The sequence below is a fragment of the Nonomuraea sp. NPDC002799 genome (assembly GCF_053592075.1).
This window is the reverse complement of record NZ_JBSFVA010000022.1, coordinates 1-13,967: the sequence shown is the minus strand read 5'-3', so window position 1 is coordinate 13,967 and position 13,967 is coordinate 1. Positions and strand designations below refer to the sequence as shown.

Sequence of the window (13,967 nt, the reverse complement as noted above, 5' to 3'; positions counted from 1 at the left end):
GCCAATGCATGGCCATGCAAAGACCTGGCCCATATCGGCGTGTATCCGCCGGCGACCACGACGAGCCGGGCCGCACGAAATCACCAGGAACACCCCGCGACGCGCGTTCTAGGCTGCTCTCATGGACATCGTCACGGCGGGCAAGCTCTGGGACGCCGACCCCGGCTGGCTCAACACCGCCTCCTACGGCCTTCCGCCCCGCCGGGCCTTCGAAGAGCTGCAGTCCGTCCTGACCCAGTGGCGGCACGGCAGCAGCGACTGGGCGCCCTGGGACTCCTCCGTGGGCAGGTCGCGGGCCGCGTTCGCCCGGATGGTCGGCGCCCACGTCGCCGACGTGACCGTGAGCTCCACCGTCTCCCAGATCATGTCCACCGTCGCCACGGCGCTGCCCCCGAAGGCGCGCGTCGTGGTGCCGGAGATCGAGTTCACCAGCAACCTGTTCCCCTGGGCCGTGGCCGCCGACGTCGTCACCGTGCCGGCCGGCCGCCTGGCCGACGCCATCACCCCGGGCACCGCCGCCGTGGCCTTCAGCCTCGTGCAGTCGGCCACGGGCGAGGTCGCTCCGCTGCGCGACATCCTGGCGGCCGCCAGGGCGCATGACGTGCTGGTCTTCGCCGACGCGTCGCAGGCGTGCGGGTGGCTGCCGGTGGACGTGGCGGGCATCGACGCCCTGGCCTGCGCCGCGTACAAATGGCTGATGGCGCCGCGCGGAGCCGCGTTCGGCTATCTGTCGCCGCGGCTGCGCGAGCGGATGCGCCCGCTGGCCGCCAACTGGTACGGCGGCGCCGACGAGGGCGGCTCCTTCTACGGCCCGCCGTTGCGCCTGGCGGCCGATGCCCGCGCGTTCGACCTGTCACCGGCCTGGTTCTCCTACGTCGGCGCGGCCCCCGCGCTCGAACTGCTCAACGAGCTCGGCATCGAGCGGGTCCGCGACCATGACGTCACCCTGGCCAACCGCTTCAGGACCGGCCTGGGGCTGGAGCCCTCCGACAGCGCGATCGTCTCCGTGGACGCCCCGGGCGAGCGGCTGGCGGCGGCCGGGATCCGCGCGGCCGTGCGCGCGGGCCGGGTGCGCGCCAGCTTCCACGTCTATACGACGGCCGAGGACGTCGACCGCGCGCTGGACGTCCTGACGTGAGCCCTCATGATCGCTCACCAGAGGCGATCAGGGCGGCCACCCCGTCGAGGATCCGGGCCAGGCCGAACTCGTAGTCGAAGCTCCGCTCCTCCTGCGGCAGGTCCTGCGGGTAGTCGAACGCGCCCGCGTCGACGGCCGCGCGCAGCGCGGGCAGGCGCCGGGCGTCGACGACGGAGCCGAGCAGCGCGCTGTAGGCGGCGATCGACTCGCCCGAGGCGGCGGCGCCGAGGTCGGAGCTCAGCCGGGCGACGCTCTGCAGGTACGTGGCGATCAGCAGGACCACGCCCGCTTTGTCGCGCTCGCTGAGCCCGGTGCCGCCCAGCGCGGCGAAGGCGCGGTCGGACCAGGCGAGCTGGTTGGGCGTGATGGGCGGCCCGGTGACGGGCAGGTGCACGATCCAGGCGTGCGCGCGCAGCATCTCCCACTGCGCCCGGCACCAGCGCCGCAGGCCGGCCCGCCAGTCGCCGGCGGGCTCGTCGAGCCCGGCCGGCACGGCGGCGACCGAGTCGAGCATGAGCAGCAGCAGCTCGTTCTTGTTCTTGACATGGCGGTAGAGCGACATGGTGGTGAAGCCCAGCCGCTCGGCGACCCGGGCCATGGAGACCGCCTCCAGGCCGCCCGCGTCGGCCAGCTCCACCGCCGCCCGCGCGATGCGGCCGAGGCTCAGCCCCGTCCTGGCCTCCGGCTCGGGCCGGCCCAGCCGCTCCCAAAGATTCTCGGTCATCGTGCTGAGTGTATGGCATACACTCACCCTCGTGTATGTCATACACTTGGTGTATGACATACACAGCACTGATCGCGGGCGGCGGAATCGCGGGCATGGCGACCGCCGTCGCCCTGCGGAAGGCGGGCATCGACGCGGTGGTCTGCGAGGCGTACGACCGGACGGCCGACGAGGCGGGCTCCTTCCTCACCCTGGCGGTGAACGCGCTCGACGCCTTGGGCGCGCTGGATCTGGAGGTCGGCGGCCTCGGTTTCGAAACCCCCGGCATCACGATCACGAGCGGCTCGGGCAGACGGCTCGGCGAGCTCTCCTACGGCCTGAACGGCGTGGTGAGCAGGACCGTCAAGCGCGCCGACCTCTACCGGTTCCTGCGTGAGCAGGACGTCCGCGTCTCCTACGGCAAGCGGCTCACCGGCGCCACGAGCACCGGCGGCACGGTGCGGGCCACGTTCGCCGACGGCGGCACGGCGGAGGCGGACCTGCTGATCGGCGCCGACGGCCTGCGCTCACGGGTCCGCGAGATCATCGATCCGGCCGCGCCCGCCGCGCGCTACGCCGGTCTGGTCAGCGTCGGCGGATACGCGCGCGGCGTCTCGACCGGCGCCGCGCCCGGCTCGATGCACGCCGTCTTCGGCAAGCGCTGTTTCTTCGCCTACACCGTGAGCCCGGACGGCGAGGTGTGGTGGGCGGCCAACCCCGCCCAGCCGGCCCCCGCCGAGGCGGGCGCGATCACGCAGGCGGAGTGGCGGGCCCGGCTGAACGAGCTGTTCCGGCGCGACGAGGGCCCCATGCTCGGCATCATCGCGGCCACCGCCGAGATCTCCCCCGGCTGGAACACCTACGACGTCCCCACCGTGCCGCTCTGGCACCGCGACCGGATGATCGTCATCGGCGACGCGGCGCACGCCACCGCCCCGTCGATCGGGCAGGGCGCGGCCATGGCCCTGGAGGACGCCGTCGTCCTGGCCAAGTGCCTGCGCGACAGCCCTGCCCCCGGCCAGGCGTTCACCGCCTACGAACGGTCGCGGCGCGACCGGGTCGAGCGCGTCGTCGCGCAGGGCGAGCGCACCGGCGGCTGGAAGGCGCTGGGCCCGGTCGCGCGGGTGCCGCGCGACCTGGTCATGAGCCTGGGGCTGAAGTACGCCGCCAGGACCGGCCACGACCCGAGCCGGTGGATCTACGAGCACCGCGTCGACTGGGACGAGCCGGTCCACGCCTGATCGGCGGCCGTGGCGGTTCCACCCCGCCGCTCTCTGGGCAGGAACCGATGCGTCGAGTCACGACGGAGAGGACGCGGATGGCGGTCAACGTCACTGTCTGGAGCGAGCACTACCACGAGCCGCGCGAGGAGGAGACGCGCCGCCGCTACCCCCACGGCATCCACGGCGCCATCGCGGCCGGGCTGACCGAGCTGCTCGGCGAGCGCGTGACCACGCGCACCGCCGTGCTGGACGACCCCGAGCACGGCCTCACGGACGCGGCGCTGGCCGGGACCGACGTGCTGACGTGGTGGGGTCACATGGCGCACGAGGAGGTGGATGACAAGATCGTGGAGCGGGTACGGCGGCGGGTGCTGGGCGGCATGGGCCTGGTGGTGCTGCACTCGGGCCACTACTCCAAGATCTTCCGCGCCCTGATGGGCACCACCTGCACCCTGAACTGGCGCGACGCGGGCGAGCGGGAGCTGCTCTGGACGGTCTCGCCCGCTCACCCCATCGCGCTGGGCGTGCCGCGCCCGCTGGTGATCGACCGCCACGAGACGTACGGCGAGCCGTTCGGCGTCCCCGACCCCGACGAGCTCGTCTTCGTCAGCAACTTCAGCGGCGGCGAGGTGTTCCGCAGCGGCTGCTGTTACCGCAGGGGGCTCGGCCGGATCTTCTACTTCAGCCCCGGCGACCAGAACTATCCCGTCTACCACCATCCCGGCGTCCGGCGCGTGCTCGCCAACGCGGTCCTGTGGGCCGCGCCGCCGCCCGGCGGCGTCGGCGAGCCGCCGCAGAACGCCCACACGCCCGTCCAGTGGTAGAACAGGCGCGCCCGCTGACCGTCAGACGCCGGGCAGGGCGCTCAGTCCCCAGGCTTGCCTGATCTCCTGAAGGGTGGACCGGGCGAGCGTGTCGGCACTGCCGATCTCGTGCTGGGCCCGCGCGAGCACGGGGAACGATCCTGGCGTCCCCGGCCGCGCGGCCCTGTCGATGTGCTCCTTCGACAGGGCGGCCGAGAAGATCTCCGACACCGTGTCCAGATGGTAGGCGCGGTTGGCCAGCGTCAGCCCCAGCCGGTCCCCGTCGGGCAGCAGCGCGGCGTGCCCGGCGATCCGGTCGCCGAGCCGCCGCAGGCCGCCCTGCTCGGCGACCAGGTCCGCCCGGAAGAACTGCAGCAGCTCCGAGGCGGCCGAGGCGCCGTTCCCTGCGCTGTTGGCGATCCTGGCCAGCTCCCGCTCCACCAGCGCGGCGGTGATCTCAGCGAGCGGACGCGACCCCTCGGCGGTCGTCTCGGCGGGCGGGCGCGACCCCTCGGGGGTGACGAGGGCCACGGCGGCCCTGGCGGTGCGGAGCAGCTCCCGGGGCATGCCGCCCGACAGGCAGTAGAACAGCGCCGCGAAGGGCTCCGGCAGGCCGATGACGCGGCTGCCGAGCAGTCTCACCGCCGTACGGTAGTCGAGCGGCTCGACCCGGATGACCTCGTCGATGGCGGAGTCGAAGGCGTCCCTGCGTCCGGTGGCGGCCAGATCCGCCTCCTTCAGCGCCTCGTCGGAGACCGACAACACGAACAGGCAGTGCGGCACGTCGAACACCGCCTTGAGCTCGTTGAGGAAGTCGCGGGCGCTGGTCACCGGCATGATGCGGTCGAGCTCGTCGATGGCGACCACCAGCCGCCGGCCGGTCCGCCCCGCCGCGAGCTCCTTGCCGACCACGGCCAGGAAGTCGGTGAGCGCCTGCACGATCTCCGGGTAGGACAGCGGCTGACGGGCCTGGCTCGTCCCCCGCTTGACCGACAGGCTCCAGCCGGCCCATCCCCCGCCCGCGCTCACCTCGCCCGACGTGGTGCGCAGGAAACGGATGTGCTGCAGGTGCCGGCCGGCCTCGGCGGAGGACTTCAGCCCGGCCGTGGCCACGCGCTCGCAGAGCCGGGCGAACAGGTGCAGCATGAACTCGCGGCGGTCGTAGCTGACCGGCGCCGTGAGCTCGACGGAGAGCCTGACCGGCGCGGTTCCGTCCCCGGTCGTGCAGAACGACTTGAGCAGCTCCGTCTTGCCGACCCCGCGCGGCCCGGCCAGGGCGATGCTGCCGCCGTCCATGCCATCGCTGATCATGAAAAGCCGGTCCTCGGCCGGGGTGGGCACGTGCCAGTCCAGCGCCCGGACGCGGCGCAGGCCGGGGGCGGGGCCGAGGCTGAGCGTGGTGGCGTACCGGCGGGCCGTCTGCTCGCTCATCCGCTCGCTGAGCGTGGTGCGCAGGAAGCCGAGCAGGCTCTCGTACAGGGCGGTGTGCCAGTCGTCCGCCAGCCGGTGGAGCCGGTCCTGGTCCGTCCGGTCCGCGCGCCCCTTGACGGGGACGTCGGCGAACCAGTTGAGGATCAGGACGATTGCCGCCACGAGGACGACGCCCGACCCCACGGCGAGCGGCGTCTGCCAGCCGAGGCTCGCCTCGGGCCCGAGGCGCTCGCGGGTGAGTCTCCAGGCGCCGGCGCTGATGCTGGTGGCCACGAGCAGCACCACCGTCGCCGCGGACGAAAGGATGGTCGCGTCGAGCCGGCGCTTGTGGGCACGGGTCTCCTTCACTCGCGTGGCGGGCCACAGGAGATGGCACGACCACCACAGGAGGAGCCCCACGAGCGTGGCCGCGAGAACGAGCCCCGGCACGAAGAGCAGGCTCTTGAGCGCGACCCCGCCGGCGGAGACGGCGCGGTGACCGGCGGCGGCGTCCTGCAGCTCCCTGTCCCAGCCCCAGGCGGCGGACGCCGTCAGGAGCAGCAGCGCCGCCACGGCGGCGGACACCAGGCCCACCCTCCTGCGCCGCCGGCGTTTGCGCTGCTCGCCACGGTGCTCCAGAGCCGCCCGCTCGTACGCCTCCTCGGCGCCGCGCACCTGGGCGGCGATGAGCCGGCGCCGGGCGGTCGCGGCTTCGCGCAGGTCGCCGGCGGCGGGCGCGCCGGGCTCTTTCAGACCGGCGAGCAGTTCCGGCTCGGCGAGCGCGCGGGTCAGGAGGCGGTCGAAGACCTCGTCGCGGTGTTCGTCGGTCACCAGGGGAGCACCTTCCCGTCGCTGGGCGTGACGACAGGATGGCGTAGATCGCGGAAGGGCCGCTAGTTCTTGATCCCGGTGAGCGTCACTCCTTCGATGAAGTAGCGCTGCAGGAAGAAGAAGAGGGCGATGATGGGCGCGATCACGGCCGCCGACGCCGCCATGAGGTAGCCCCACTGCGTCAGGTACATGCTCTGGAACGACGCCAGCCCGAGCGACAGCGTGTAGTTCTCCTCGTTCTGCAGGTAGAGCAGCGGCCCGAGGAAGTCGTTCCAGGTGCCGATGAAGGTGAAGATGGTCACCACGATGATCGCCGGCTTCGACAGGGGCAGCACGATCGTCCAGAACACCCGCCACGGCGAGGCGCCGTCGATGTAGGCGGCCTCGTCCAGCTCGAACGGGATCGTCAGGAAGAACTGCCGGAGCAGGAAGATGTTGAACACTCCCCCGCCGGCCCCGGCGAACCAGCTCGGCACGGTGAGCGGCGCGATCGTGTCCAGCGCGCCCAGCCCCTGCCACGTCACGAACGTCGGGATGAGCGTCACGGCGTACGGCAGCATCACGCCGCTGAGCAGCAGGGCGAAGACGACGTCGCGCCCGCGCCAGCGCAGCCTGGAGAAGCTGAAGGCCGCCACCGAGCAGGTCAGCACGGTGCCGACGACGCTGATGACGGCGATGACCAGCGTGTTGACGAAGTAGCGGCCGAAGGGCTGGGTGGTCAGCGCCTCGCTGAAGTTCGACCACTGGAAGGGCGAGGGGAGCCACTGCGGCGGCGCGACGAACATCTGGGCGTCCTGCATGAGCGCGCTGCGCACCAGCCAGACGAAAGGCAGCAGGGTCGGGATCGCGCCGGCCGCGAGCGCGAGGTACAACAACACCCGGCCGCGCCGGCGGGGGCGGCGCGCCACGGCGGTCAACGGGCACCCGCCATCTCGTAGTAGACCCAGCGGCGGGCGTTCCTGAACAGCAGGAACGTCACCACCATGATGATCATGAAGAGGGTCCAGGCGAGCGCGCTGGCGTAACCCATCTGGCTCTCGGTGAACGCCTGGCGGAACAGGTAGTAGACGTAGAAGAGCGTGGCGTGGTTGGGGCCGCCCTCGGTCATCACGTACGCCTGGTTGAACACCTGGAAGGTGCCGACCACGCCGACGACCAGGTTGTAGAAGATGGTCGGCGTCATCATCGGCAGCGTCACGTGCCAGAAGCGCCGCCACGGGCCGCCGCCGTCGATCGAGACCGCCTCGTACAGATGCCGCGGCACCCCCTGCAGCCCGGCCAGGAAGATCACCATGGTGTTGCCGAATCCCCAGGTGCTCATGATGATGAGGGACGGCACGGCGCTGGACTCGGCGTAGATCCACTGCGAGCCGTCCAGACCGCCCTGCCGCAGCAGCGAGTTGAGCAGGCCGAAGTCGGGGTTGAAGATCCAGATCCAGAGCACGACGTTCGCGATGGCCGGGACGAGCGTCGGCAGGTAGAAGATCGTCCGCCAGAGCGCGAGGCCGCGGACCTTCTGGTTGAGCAGCATGGCCACGGCGAAGCTGACGATGAGCACCAGCGGGACCGCGCCGAGCGTGTAGTACGTGGTGGTGCTCAGCGACTTCCAGAACAACTCGTCCTGGACCATCGTGGTGTAGTTGCCGAGGCCCACGTAGGACGGGCTCGCGCCGATCGTCCAGTCGGTCAGGCTGAGGAACGCCGAGGCCGCCATCGGGCCGATCGTGAAGATCAGGAACCCGAGGATGGCCGGTAGCGCCATCAGCACGCCCCAGCGCGTCTCAAGACGGCGCATCAGAGCTCCTGGGTGTGCTGCCAGCCCCGGAGCATGCCGGTGATCTTCGGTGCGGCGGCCTTCATGATCTCCGCGGCCGGGCGTTTGCCGCTTTCGAGCTCCTGCAGGGCGGGGGTGAGGACGTCGCTGCTGATGGCGGACATGTTCTTGACGCGGTTGCGCAGGTCGGGAACGCCGTGCTCGCGGGCGTAGTCCACGACCGCCGTCCTGAACTCCGGCGGATGCAGCTCGTTCTTGGTCCAGGAGTCGATGGCCGCCTGGTCCTCGTAGTACTTCCGCTCCTGCGGCATCCACAGGCCCTTGGTGAACAGATCGACGTAGCGGGGGTCGTTGTGGAAGGCGATCAGTTCCACCGCCTCCTGCTCGTGCTTGGTCCCCGCGAACACCGCCGAGGCGCCGGCCACCTGGCTGGCGGTGCGCGGCTCCTGGTATCTGGGCAGCACGCCCATGCCGTAGTCGGCCTTGCTCTCGTTCATGTCGAGCAGGCTCCAGTGCCCGTCCACCACCATCGCCACCCGCTTGGTCTTGAGCAGGATGTTGGTGCCGGGCACCTCGTCGCCGGTGGCCGCGAGCTGGCCGGGGCCCGGCGCCACCCGATGCTTGTAGACGAGGTCCTGCAGGTTCTGGAACACCTCGATCGCCTCGGGGGCGTCCAGCCGGCACGTCGTGCCCGACTCGTCGGCGAAGTCGCCGCCGTTGCCGCGCAGGAACCCGTACCAGGCCGCGCCGTAGGTGAAGCTGATGGAGACGCCGAACTGCTTGACCCGCTTGGGGTCGAAGCCGGACTCGTCGGGCCGCTTGCCGTTCTGGTCGACGGTGAGCTTGTAGGCGTTCTCGACGAGCTGGTCCCAGGTCCAGGCGGACGCGGCGGCGGCGGGCGGCGCGACCCCCGCCGCGGCGACCATGGATTTGCTGAACCACAACAACATGGACTCGTTGGCCGTCGCGATGCCGTGCAGGTTGTCCTGGCCGGTCCACAGGTAGGCGTCCGGCAGGTAGCCGGCCAGCTGGGGGTACTTCTTGAGGTACGGGAACAGGTTGACCAGCTTGCCCTGCTCTCCCAGCCGGAACGACATCGACATCGGCACGTAGCCCAGGTCCGGGAGGCGGCCGCCGGCCACGAGCGTGTTCAGTTTCACGTCGTACTCGTCGGGCGTGTAGAGCGGCTTGACCTTCACCCCCGCGTGCCGGCGCTCGTACTGCTTCAGCATGCGCTCGACGGCCGCCTTCTCGAACGTCGAGCCCCAGAACATGAACTGCAGCTCCGCGCCGCCCCCGGCGTCGCCGGAGCCGCCGCAGGCCGCCGCCGTGGCGCCGAGGGCGGCGAGCCCGCCCAGCCTCAACACATCGCGTCTTCTCATCGGGGTTCCTTACGCGAGGGGGATCCAGACCCGCATCGCGCCGCCGTCACGGTTGTCCCACTGGAAGTACGGGACGGCCGTGGCGGTCACGCGGGTGCTGGTCGCCAAGGGGTGGGTGGTGTACGGCAGGCCGTCGCGCGACTGGTCCACGACGGCGGCCTCCGTCTCGATCAGCACGGTGCCGCCGAGGTCGTCGCCGGGGAGCGCGCGCAGCGGGGCCCCCGGGATGAGGGCGAGGTCGTCCACCGCGACGCCTTCGGCCTGGTCGGCCTGCTCGAAGCAGTACACGAGGGGGCCGCGCTCGACCGCCGCGCAGCCTCTGACCGCGTCGATCCGGCGGTGGGGGCGGGTGAGCCGGGGGGCCAGGTCGAGGCGGAGGTCGACGGTGTCGCCGGCCCGCCAGCGGCGACGGATGCGGAAATATCCGTCTTCGGCGGCACGGGCTGGGCGGTCGTCCACGAAGGTGGCCCGGCTCCAGGAGGGGATGCGGAGCGCGAGCTCCCCTTCCCATTCCTCCTCGACGGTTACGCGGATCAGGCCGTCCCACGGGTACCCGGTGGCGACGCGCAGCCGGACGCCGCCCGCCTCGATGGTGCCGGGGGCGTACTGGTGCAGCTGGACCCCGTCCTCGGTCGTGGTGGCGAGGTAGGCGCCGAGGGAGGCGACCAGGCGCATGATGTTGGGCGGGCAGCAGGCGCACGCGAACCACTCCCTGCGCCGCCCGAGATAGGCGTCCTCGACCAGGTCGTCCCGGCGCTGGAGCGGATTGACGTAGAAGAAGCGCAGGCCGTCGAGCGAGGTGGCGGCGGCGAAGGCGTTGTAGAGCGTGCGCTCGATCAGATCCGCGTACCGGCCGTGCCCGGTGGCCAGCAGCAGCCGCCAGTTCCAGTGGATGCTCGCGATGGCCGCGCAGCTCTCGCTGTAGGCGCGGTCGGGCGGCAGCTCGTACCGCTCGCCGAACGCCTCGCCGTCGTGGCGGGAGCCGAGCCCGCCGGTGATGTACGTCTTGGCGGCGACCATGTCCTCCCACCGGCGCACCGAGCACTCCAGCAGCGAGTCGTCGCCGGTCTCCAGGTAGACGTCCACGACACCGGACTCCAGGTAGAGCTGGCGCACGGCGTGCCCGACCGGGGTGGCGGCCTCGCGTACCGGCAGATGGTCCTGGGCGTACAGCGGGCCCATGCCGCTGTCGGCGATCAGGCCCTTGCCGCGGTTGTCGATCAGTTTGCCGGCCAGGTCCAGGTAGGCGCGCTCGCCGGTCAGCCGGTAGAGCTCGACCAGCGCGGTCTCGACCTCGGCGTGGCCGTCGATGCCGTCGTTCCCGCCGGTCAGGAAGACCTCGACGAGGTGGCCGGCCAGGCGGCGGGCGACGGCGAGCAGCCCGTCCCCGATGCCGGCGCGGGCGGCGGCCACGGCGGCCTGGAACAGGTGACCCGCGCAGTACATCTCGTGGCTGTACTCCAGCTCGGTGTAGATCTTGTCCGGTTTCACCACCTGGTAGTGGGAGTTGAGGTAGCCGTCGGCCCGCTGCGCCTGGGCCAGCACGCCGGCCGCCTGGTCGACGAAGTGCGCGTACCCGGGTTCAGGAGCGCGGGCGTGCTCCCACGCGATCGCCTCAAGCTGCTTGTAGAGATCGGAATCCTGGAACCGGTAGCCCTGGAAGGGACCTTCGCCCTCGCCCGCCGCGCGCCGTAGGTTGGGCAGCGCGCCCGAGCGTTCCATCTGCTCCAGGCCCAGGGGGATGCTCGCCTCGTGGTTGGTCCGCTGCCACCGCGCGAGCGGCCCACCGGAGATGACGACGTCGTGGATGCCGATCGGCCGCAGCACCGCCCGGCCGGACGGACTCGCGGGGCCGAGGATCTGTTCCATCAAGCTCCTCACCGGGGTGAGAAAAGGTTTTCTCACCGGGAATGTAGGGTGTGATACACCACTGGTCAAGAGCGTTCTGGTGCGCGCCAGGGTGTGATCGCGAAAGGGGAATCGGTTGGCCGGCCCGCCCGATGGGACACCGCGAACCGTCACGATCAGGGATGTCGCGGCGGCCGCCGACGTGTCGATCGGCACCGCGTCCAAGGCGCTCAACGGCCGCGGCCGGATGCGCGACGAGACCCGCGACCGGGTGCTGGCCGCCGCCGGGCGGCTGGGCTTCCGGCCCAACCCGCTCGCCCAGGGCCTGCTGGCCGGCCGCACCTACACCGTGGGCCTGGTCACCGGCGACAGCTTCGGGCGCTTCAGCATCCCGGTGATGCTGGGCGCGGAGGACGCGCTCGGCGCGGGGCAGATCTCGGTGTTCATGTGCGACACCCGCGACGACCCGATCAGGGAGCGCCACTACGTCGAACGGCTGCTGGCCAGGCGCGTGGAGGGCGTCATCGTGACCGGGCGGCGCACCGAGCCGCGTCCCGGCATCGGCCGCGACCTGCCCGTTCCCGTCGTGTACGCGATGACGCGCTCCACCGACGAGTCCGACGTGTCGATCATCCCCGACGACGAGGGCGGCGGCGCGCTGGCCGCCCGCCACCTGCTGGCCACCGGCCGCACCCGGGTCGGGCACGTCACGGGGCCGCGGCGGTTCGAGGCCGCGCGCCGGCGGGCGGCCGGGCTGCGCGCCGGCCTCGCCGGCGCCGGCCTGGAGGTCGCGGGCGAGGTGCTGTTCGGGGAGTGGAGCGAGGAGTGGGGCCGCCAGGGGGCCGACGTGCTGCTGCACGCGGCGCCCGACGTGGACGCCGTCTTCTGCGGGAGCGACCAGATCGCCCGGGGGGTCGCCGAGACGCTGCGCGCGCGGGGCCGGCGGGTGCCCGAGGACGTGGCGCTGGTCGGGTTCGACAACTGGGAGCCGATGGCGCTGGGCTGCCGGCCGCCGCTGACCACCGTGGACATGAACCTCGGGGAGATCGGCCGGCTGGCGGCGCGGCACCTGCTGGACGCCATCGCGGGCGCTCCGGCCGGCGGCGGGGTGACGATCGTGCCGGCGAGCCTGGTGGTGCGGGAGTCCACCAGGAAGGGTTGACCAGTGCTGTGTAACACCTTACCGTGCGCCGGGGAAAACCTATTCCCATCCTTCGAGGAGTCCGGATGGACCAAGGATGCGCCAGGCGACTCGCGGTCGCGGGCCTCTTACTGATCTCCTTACTCACCGGCGTGCCGCAGGCCGCGCACGCCGCCGCCCCCGTCGCACAGGTCGTGGACCTGTTCGGCAGAACCGTCAACGACTACGGGGTCAAGCTGGTGGACTGGCAGGGCTACCTGGCCAATCCCTACGTCGAGCTCACCGTCAAGCCGCCGCCCGAGGTGCGCTATCCCGTCACCGTCGACCTCAAGGCCGAGGGCACGTCGAGGCTCATGATGGACCTGCCGAGCCAGCTCACGGCCACGGGCGCGACCAAGACCCTCACGTTCGCGAGCGCCGCCGAGCAGAAGGCGTTCCGCCTCGCGATCCACTCCAAGCGCGGCCCCGGCGCCGATGAAAGTTACACGCTGCGGCTGTCGATCAGGGACGCGGGCGGGGCGACGTACCAGCAGTCCATGCCGATCAGGGTGCAGCAGGACGAGAAGGTCGCGGTGCAGCCCAGCCTGCCGGTCGCCTTCGACTACCGCTACGACACCATCACCGGCTACTTCTCCGACACCGCCTTCAGGACGGCGGCCGAGGAGGCGGTCAAGGACTGGTTCAGGTTCTTCGAGACGCAGCCGTTCGACACGGTGGCCGCCGGCGCCGAGAGCAACCACCTGCCGGGCAACGACTGGCAGAACACCATCACGGTGACCAACAACGCCGCCTACACCGGCATGTACGTGTTCTTCCGCGGCATCCAGACCCCGTACTCGACCGGCTACCCCGCCGCCAACGGCCGCTACAGCACGCGGGGCGGCCAGCAGGTCGCCGGCCCGCTGCACCGATCCACCTCGATGATCTTCGAGTACGACGAGGCCGGCAAGCGGCTCTTCACCTCGCTGGCCGACGAGGACTGGTACAAGACGGAGATCGCGGGCTCGGTGCTCGACGTCCACGGCCTGGTCATGCACGAGTACGGTCACGCCGTCGCCTTCCACAGCGACTGGGCCGGGATGCGCTCCTACGTGGCGGGCGGCGGCAACGACCCGGACGTGGTCGCCTACCAGGGCCGCACCGTGCCGCTGGACAGCAGCTACCACATCCCGGGCGATCAGCCGTACTGGGACCGGCTCAGCGGCCAGAGCGGCGGCTGGAACCACCTGTTCCCCACCCGCAGGTGGATGCTGACCAAGCTGGCCCTGCTGGTGGCCGAGAACGCGGGCTGGAAGCTCAACCGCAACCTCACCCCGTTCCTGCCCCCGTCCATCGTCACCACCTCGCTCCCCCAGGCCACGCCCGGCACCCCCTACCAGCAGACGCTCGCGGCCAAGGGCGGCGTGCCCTTCTACGACTGGCAGGTCGTCGGCGGCTCGCTGCCGGCCGGGCTGAGCCTCGACCGCTTCACCGGCGCGATCACCGGCACGCCGGCCGCGGCGGGCACGTACGGCTTCACCGTCCAGCTCAGGGACTATGACCGGCTCAGCACCCCGGTGACCAGGACCTTCCAGCTCAGCGTGGGCGGCGGCGGCACCGCGACGAACGTGGCCGGGAGTGCCACGCCGTCGGCGTCGTACACCTCGCCGTGGGAGAGCGTGGCGGCGATCAACGACGGCATCGACCCGACCACCTCCAACGACACCGTCAACCG

The 13,967-nt window shown here is 71.5% G+C and carries 11 protein-coding genes; 5 read left to right on the top strand and 6 right to left on the bottom strand.

The features are described 5' to 3' along the window. Positions 1 to 121 precede the first annotated feature (121 nt). Positions 122 to 1,138 (top strand): aminotransferase class V-fold PLP-dependent enzyme, encoded by a 1,017-nt coding sequence (locus tag ACWD0F_RS32730; RefSeq protein ID WP_449882392.1) that lies wholly within the window; start codon positions 122 to 124, stop codon positions 1,136 to 1,138. Positions 1,139 to 1,142: 4 nt separating this feature from the next. On the opposite strand, the gene ACWD0F_RS32725 is transcribed toward ACWD0F_RS32730, so the two are convergent. Further along, positions 1,143 to 1,862, bottom strand: a complete 720-nt coding sequence (locus ACWD0F_RS32725; protein WP_449882389.1) for a TetR/AcrR family transcriptional regulator — start codon at positions 1,860 to 1,862, stop codon at positions 1,143 to 1,145. A gap of 53 nt (positions 1,863 to 1,915) precedes the next feature. Here ACWD0F_RS32725 and ACWD0F_RS32720 point away from each other — a divergent pair, with 53 nt between their 5' ends. Together ACWD0F_RS32720 and ACWD0F_RS32715 are read left to right on the top strand one after the other, a co-directional pair. Beyond that, entirely contained in the window at positions 1,916 to 3,082 is a 1,167-nt protein-coding gene (locus ACWD0F_RS32720) for an FAD-dependent monooxygenase (protein WP_449882387.1), read from the top strand. 77 nt (positions 3,083 to 3,159) lie between these two features. Further along, positions 3,160 to 3,888 (top strand): ThuA domain-containing protein, encoded by a 729-nt coding sequence (locus ACWD0F_RS32715; RefSeq protein WP_449882384.1) that lies wholly within the window; start codon positions 3,160 to 3,162, stop codon positions 3,886 to 3,888. A gap of 21 nt (positions 3,889 to 3,909) precedes the next feature. Here the strand turns inward: ACWD0F_RS32715 and ACWD0F_RS32710 are convergent, their stop codons facing one another. The 5 genes from ACWD0F_RS32710 to ACWD0F_RS32690 form a co-directional block, all read right to left on the bottom strand. Further along, positions 3,910 to 6,108, bottom strand: coding sequence for a P-loop NTPase fold protein (locus ACWD0F_RS32710; RefSeq protein ID WP_449882381.1), 2,199 nt, complete (start codon positions 6,106 to 6,108; stop codon positions 3,910 to 3,912). A gap of 62 nt (positions 6,109 to 6,170) precedes the next feature. Next, entirely contained in the window at positions 6,171 to 7,016 is an 846-nt protein-coding gene (locus tag ACWD0F_RS32705; RefSeq protein ID WP_449882715.1) for a carbohydrate ABC transporter permease, read from the bottom strand. Between the two features lie 5 nt (positions 7,017 to 7,021). After that, positions 7,022 to 7,903, bottom strand: a complete 882-nt coding sequence (locus ACWD0F_RS32700; protein WP_449882380.1) for a carbohydrate ABC transporter permease — start codon at positions 7,901 to 7,903, stop codon at positions 7,022 to 7,024. Further along, positions 7,903 to 9,264, bottom strand: a complete 1,362-nt coding sequence (locus ACWD0F_RS32695; RefSeq protein ID WP_449882377.1) for an extracellular solute-binding protein — start codon at positions 9,262 to 9,264, stop codon at positions 7,903 to 7,905. Before ACWD0F_RS32695 ends, ACWD0F_RS32700 begins: the two co-directional genes overlap by 1 nt. 9 nt (positions 9,265 to 9,273) lie before the next feature. Continuing rightward, positions 9,274 to 11,133: a glycoside hydrolase family 127 protein gene (locus ACWD0F_RS32690; protein ID WP_449882374.1), complete on the bottom strand. Its 1,860-nt coding sequence runs from the start codon at positions 11,131 to 11,133 to the stop codon at positions 9,274 to 9,276. A 115-nt stretch (positions 11,134 to 11,248) separates the two neighbouring features. Between ACWD0F_RS32690 and ACWD0F_RS32685 the strand changes: the two genes are divergently transcribed. Together ACWD0F_RS32685 and ACWD0F_RS32680 are read left to right on the top strand one after the other, a co-directional pair. Beyond that, positions 11,249 to 12,274, top strand: a complete 1,026-nt coding sequence (locus ACWD0F_RS32685) for a LacI family DNA-binding transcriptional regulator (protein WP_449882371.1) — start codon at positions 11,249 to 11,251, stop codon at positions 12,272 to 12,274. Positions 12,275 to 12,339: 65 nt separating this feature from the next. Further along, positions 12,340 to 13,967: Ig domain-containing protein (locus tag ACWD0F_RS32680; RefSeq protein WP_449882369.1), on the top strand; the 1,628-nt coding region annotated here is incomplete at its 3' end.